Origin of the sequence: Frankia sp. KB5 (assembly GCF_002099325.1) — a bacterium.
In the GTDB taxonomy this organism is placed as follows: Bacteria; Actinomycetota; Actinomycetes; order Frankiales; family Frankiaceae; genus Frankia; species Frankia casuarinae.
Genome location: NZ_MRUJ01000164.1, coordinates 1 through 4594, shown reverse-complemented (window position 1 = coordinate 4594; position 4594 = coordinate 1). Strand labels below are relative to the sequence as shown.

Genomic DNA, 4594 nt, shown 5'->3' with positions numbered 1-4594 from the left:
CACGAGAAGCGGATCGCCGTCGACATCTCGCTGACCGGCGACGGCGAGCTCAAGGGAATCAGCGCCGCCGGAACCGGCGCCCGCAAGGAGCCCAGGTACGTCGCGCTCCAGGTCGTGATCGACAAGATGAACGACCTCTTCGGCGCCGAGTCCTTCACCGAGTCSCAGATCCGCGAGTTCGTCGACGGCCTGGTCCAGCGACTCCTCGCCTACCCCGACCTCGTCAGGCAGACCCAGGTCAACTCGAAGAAGCAGTTCATGGACTCCGACGACTTCAAGGCCGTCGTCACCGAGGCCGTCCTCGACAACCAGGAAGCCCACAACACCATGGCCGACTACTTCTTCAGCGACGGCCCYGSRATCAACAGCGTCATCCTTGCCCTCGCGGACGCCTTCTACGAGGTCGCCACGTCACAGGAGACCGACTGACAGAATGTCCGGTCAGGGGCGCTTTCGTCCCTCGGGAAATCGGCCTGCTCCGAGCCACCGGCATCAGTCGGGTCACGGCGTCCAAAGCGTCGGCATGGCCGTCGCGAGATGACCGAACGCCGCCTACAGAAACCCGATCACCGGATCCTGGCCCTCTGCCTCCGAAGACCGTGACCTACCGAAACCGGTCCCTCACCGCGCCAGTATAGCGGCGCTCCAGAGCCCATAGGCGCGGGTCTCGCGCCGGATCCGCCAGCACCCGTCGTGACCGGCCACCGAGCCCTGGGCGCGCTGCGTCGATCATGCGTGCCTGAGCAAGGGCGTACTCGGCGGGGCGCCACCGGAACCGGTCATGTTCAGCCCGAGGCCGAGCTCGCCTTGCCCGGCCGAGAGTGGTTGGTCCGTGACGGGGCAGGGCGCTGGCTTGGACCATCTCAGGGTGGGTAGGAGACTCATGCCRGCGTGATGGCTACTCAAGATCCACGGTCACGCGGCGCAGGCGCTCGGGTGTGCACCTCGTGAACCCGGACGACGAACCAGCACCCGGCAGCCGCCGGCACCCCGGGACACACAGAGTGCCCGTGACCTGCACGAACACACACATGACGGCACTATGCGATACTAGACGGCAGGCTGTCCTACGGGCTTTTAACCGGCGGGTTTCCCGCCCTGCAGCTGCCGCGAACCTTGAACGATATTGGTTTGGCCTGCATCGTTCGAAAAATTGACCCTCCGGCGCGGGTCHGTCGGGCCGCGCGTGTGCTCGATGTGTGCTCATTGTGTCGTCACCCGCTAAACGATCTCCGTTTGTCGCGCTGCGTCGCGGGCGAACCCGGCCGCCGGGAGAGGCGGGCTCGCGGCGATGTACCAGATGATTTTGATCGCTATGGCGGGCCAGTGCTGCTATGTCGGAGATCAACAAGCCGAGAAGTCCTGATATCTGACTATGCCTGCGGTCGCGCGGTCGGCTCCGACGCACGAGTCTTGTCAACGGTTTCCGAAAACTGGATCTGGATCTGRCTCAGCCACCCCGGGCGCGCTGGACGCCCCGGCCCCCGGCACCGCCACCGCCCCCACCCGCGCCGAACAGCCCGCCCCCGCCGCTCAGAGCTCCGCCTCTGGTGGACGATGAGTTCGTGCGTGCCGACGGCAGCGCCGCGTGCAGGTCGGCGAGGATGACCTGGTTACCGGCGGTGAGGCCGGACGTCACCTCGGTCCGGTCGGCCCCCACCGCCCCGGTGGTCACCCGGACGGTCACCGCCTTGCCCTTCCGCAGGACCGAGACCGTGCTCAGCCCGCCGACCCGGTGCACCGCCGAGGTCGGCACGGTCAGCATGTTCCGGACCTCCCGTACCACGATCGACACGGTCGCGCCGGTGCCGTCGAAGAGCTTCGTCCGCGTCGCCGCCAGTGCGATCTTGACGGGGTAGGTCGTGGTCGACCCGGTTGTGCTGTTCAGGACGCCGATCGAGGAGACGGTGCCGGTCAGCGGCGTCGACACGCCGTCGACGGTGACGTCGGCCCGGTCGCCGGGCCGCACCAGGTCCACGGCGGACAGCGGGACCGTGGTGACGACCTGCTTGCCACCGGCGCCGAGCACGGTGATGGCGTTGGTGCTGGAGAACGCGCCGACGGTCATCCCGGGTGAGATCGAGACGGCGGCCACCGTCCCGGTGACGGGGCTGGTCAGGGTCGTCTCCGCCAGGTTCTGYTGGGCCAGCGCCACCTGCGCGACAGCCGCGTCGATGGCGGCCTGGTCGGCCGCGAGCTGCTCGGCGGTGACGACCCTGGCCGCCCGGCTGGACGTACCGCCGCTGGACGTACCGCCGCTGGACGTACCGCCGCCCACGCTGCGGGACGATCCCGCCGAGCTTCCGGAGCGGACGGTCGATCCTCCACCGGAGGAGCTGGGGGCGGGACCGTGGCTGGGGGCGGGAGCCGGCCCACCCGTCGCACCTGGCACCCACGGGGCCGGCGCGCTCAGCGGACGGGCGCTCGAAGTGGCTGGTTGGGTTGGTTGGGTTGGTTGGGCTGGTTCGGTCGGGATGGCCGAGGCGGCCGGAGCTGTCGGAACGCCGGCTGTCGGAACGCCGGCTGTCGGAACGCCGGCCGTGCCGAGGTCGCGGACCGCAGCGTCCAGGTTCAGTTTGGCGGYGGCGAGTTGGGACACCAGCGTGGCCAGGTCCGACGGCTGTGACGGCCCTGGCGATGTGCTGTACCTGGCGACGAGGGCACCGATCGCGTGCTGGCACTGGAGGGCGTCAACGGAACCGGTCGGGTCGGGATCCTCGATCTTCACCGTGTACGGCGTGCCCGCGTCTAGACCGGTGAAGGCATAGGAACCGGTCACGGAGGCGACCACGGCGCCGTCCCGGAGCAGAGTGATCGCGTCGTCGGCGCCGGCGGTCCCGCTGATCTTCCCGGTGGCGTCCGACGGGGCGGCGAGGACCGGAGTCGTCGTGTACGTGATCGGCGCGCGGGGCGGCCCGGCGACCACCACGCAGCCTCCGCCGGGGGACGTCAGCTTCCCGAGATCGGCGCCGAGGCCGGCCAGCACGCTGTCGAGGGACGACTGGGCATTCTCGACGTCCTGCTGCGCTGTGGTGACCGCCGTCAGGAGGGTGCCCGGCTCCGTCGTCCCGTTGTCCGTCGTCCCGGCTGGAGCCGCCGCCGGGGTCGGCGCCGGGGAGCGTCCGGTCGAGGAACTGATCAGTTCGATGCCGGCGGACGACGAGCCGCCCCGGAACGAGCTGCCCGTCACGTCTGCCAGGGAGGTGGCCACGGCCCCCGCCGCTGTGAACGTGCCCGGGCCCGTCCCCGAAGCGGTCGCCGACGAGGTCTGGCCCGACTCGTCCGCGGTCAGTGCCAGCCGCGCGTTCGCCAGCGTCGCGTTCGCCGCGTCCAGGGCTCGCCGCAGCGGCCCCGGGTCCAGGCCGGCCAGCGTCTGCCCGGCCGTGACCTGGTCACCGATCGCCACCGGCACGGCGGTCACCGTTCCGGCGACCGGAAACGCCAGTGTCGCCTTGTTGACTGTGGCCACCGTTCCGACCGAGGTGAGGGCCTGGGTCACCGACGCCATGCTGGCGGTGGCCAGCCGGTAGGAGGGCCCCGGGCCCGCCGTGACCGCGAGCCCCGTTCCGACGCCGGTACCAGCCAACAGCACCGCTGCCGTGCCGCCCACCACGACCTTGCGGGGCCGACCCAACCGGCGGCGCGACGGCCGCGGCTTCTCCTCAGGCGCTGCCTTCTCGGACACTGCCCCTTCAGGCATTTGTGGACCCGGTGCGACCGAAGCCGGTGGCGCCGGAGCCCGCACTGCCGCCCCCCTGGCCGCCGAAGCCGCCGCCGCCGAAGCCGGCGGTGCCGAAGCCGCCGCCGCCGAAGCCGCCGCCGCCGAAGCCGGCGGTGYAGCGGCCGTTCGTCTTCGGGCTCAGCGTGATGTGGGTCGCCGTGACGGCGCCAGTGTCGTCGGTCTGGCCGTTCGCGGTCGCGCACTGCCCGACGGCCAGTGCCTTGGCCGTCGCGGTGACCGACTGGGTGTACCTGGTGTCCCCGTTGACCTGCGCAGTGTAGGTGATGGCTGCCCCGCTGCCGCTGCCGCTGCCGCTGCCGGTGACGGTGATGGTCGAGCCGGACACCGAGGCCACCTTGCCCTCCGCGCGCGCGCCGAATTCGTCTCGGAAGCCTCCCGGCCCTCGGGTGCCCAGCGAGCGCGGACGCGGGCTGCCGCTCGGCCGGGGCTGGCCGGTCGGCCGTCGCCCGGCGGTCGGCTGTGTGCAGGCGTCCCCGACCGGCTGGCTGATCAGCACCGTCGTGGCGGTGAACGAGGTGGGCCTCGGCCTGGGGCTGGGCGCCGCCGAGTCCGGCGTGCCACCGGTGCCGCCCGCGCCGCCGGCCGGCGAACCGGATGCCCCGTTCCCGGTCGGCACGTCGGCGGCGAAGACGCACACCCCTGGCCTGACGTCGGCGAGGGTCGCGGCGATGATCTGGGTGAACGTGGTCGTCCCGGTGAACTTCACCGTCACCTGCCCCGACGGCTGGCTCTGGACCTCGATGCTGCCGGAGCTGGCGCTGGCGGCGTCGACCTCGGCGATGGTGCCGAACGCGGCCGGGCCGCCGGCGCCGGATCCACGGCCCCCCTGACCGGGCGGGCCGCCCGGCTGGC

Annotated in this window: 2 protein-coding genes and 1 pseudogene; 1 reads left to right on the top strand and 2 read right to left on the bottom strand. The window is 71.5% G+C overall.

Annotation, left to right across the window (positions count from 1 at the left end):
• Nucleotides 1-429, top strand: a pseudogene (locus KBI5_RS16195) (type I restriction endonuclease subunit R); the annotation flags it as partial.
• Between the two features lie 1021 nt (nucleotides 430-1450).
• Here the strand turns inward: KBI5_RS16195 and KBI5_RS16190 are convergent.
• Both KBI5_RS16190 and KBI5_RS27375 read right to left on the bottom strand, forming a co-directional pair.
• The gene (locus KBI5_RS16190; RefSeq protein WP_241882957.1) at nucleotides 1451-3685 is read right to left on the bottom strand and encodes a biotin/lipoyl-binding protein; all 2235 of its coding nucleotides are present in this window, start codon (nucleotides 3683-3685) and stop codon (nucleotides 1451-1453) included.
• Nucleotides 3686-3692: 7 nt separating this feature from the next.
• Nucleotides 3693-4594 (bottom strand): DUF5666 domain-containing protein (locus KBI5_RS27375; protein ID WP_206745263.1); only part of this gene is annotated, 902 nt, incomplete at its 5' end.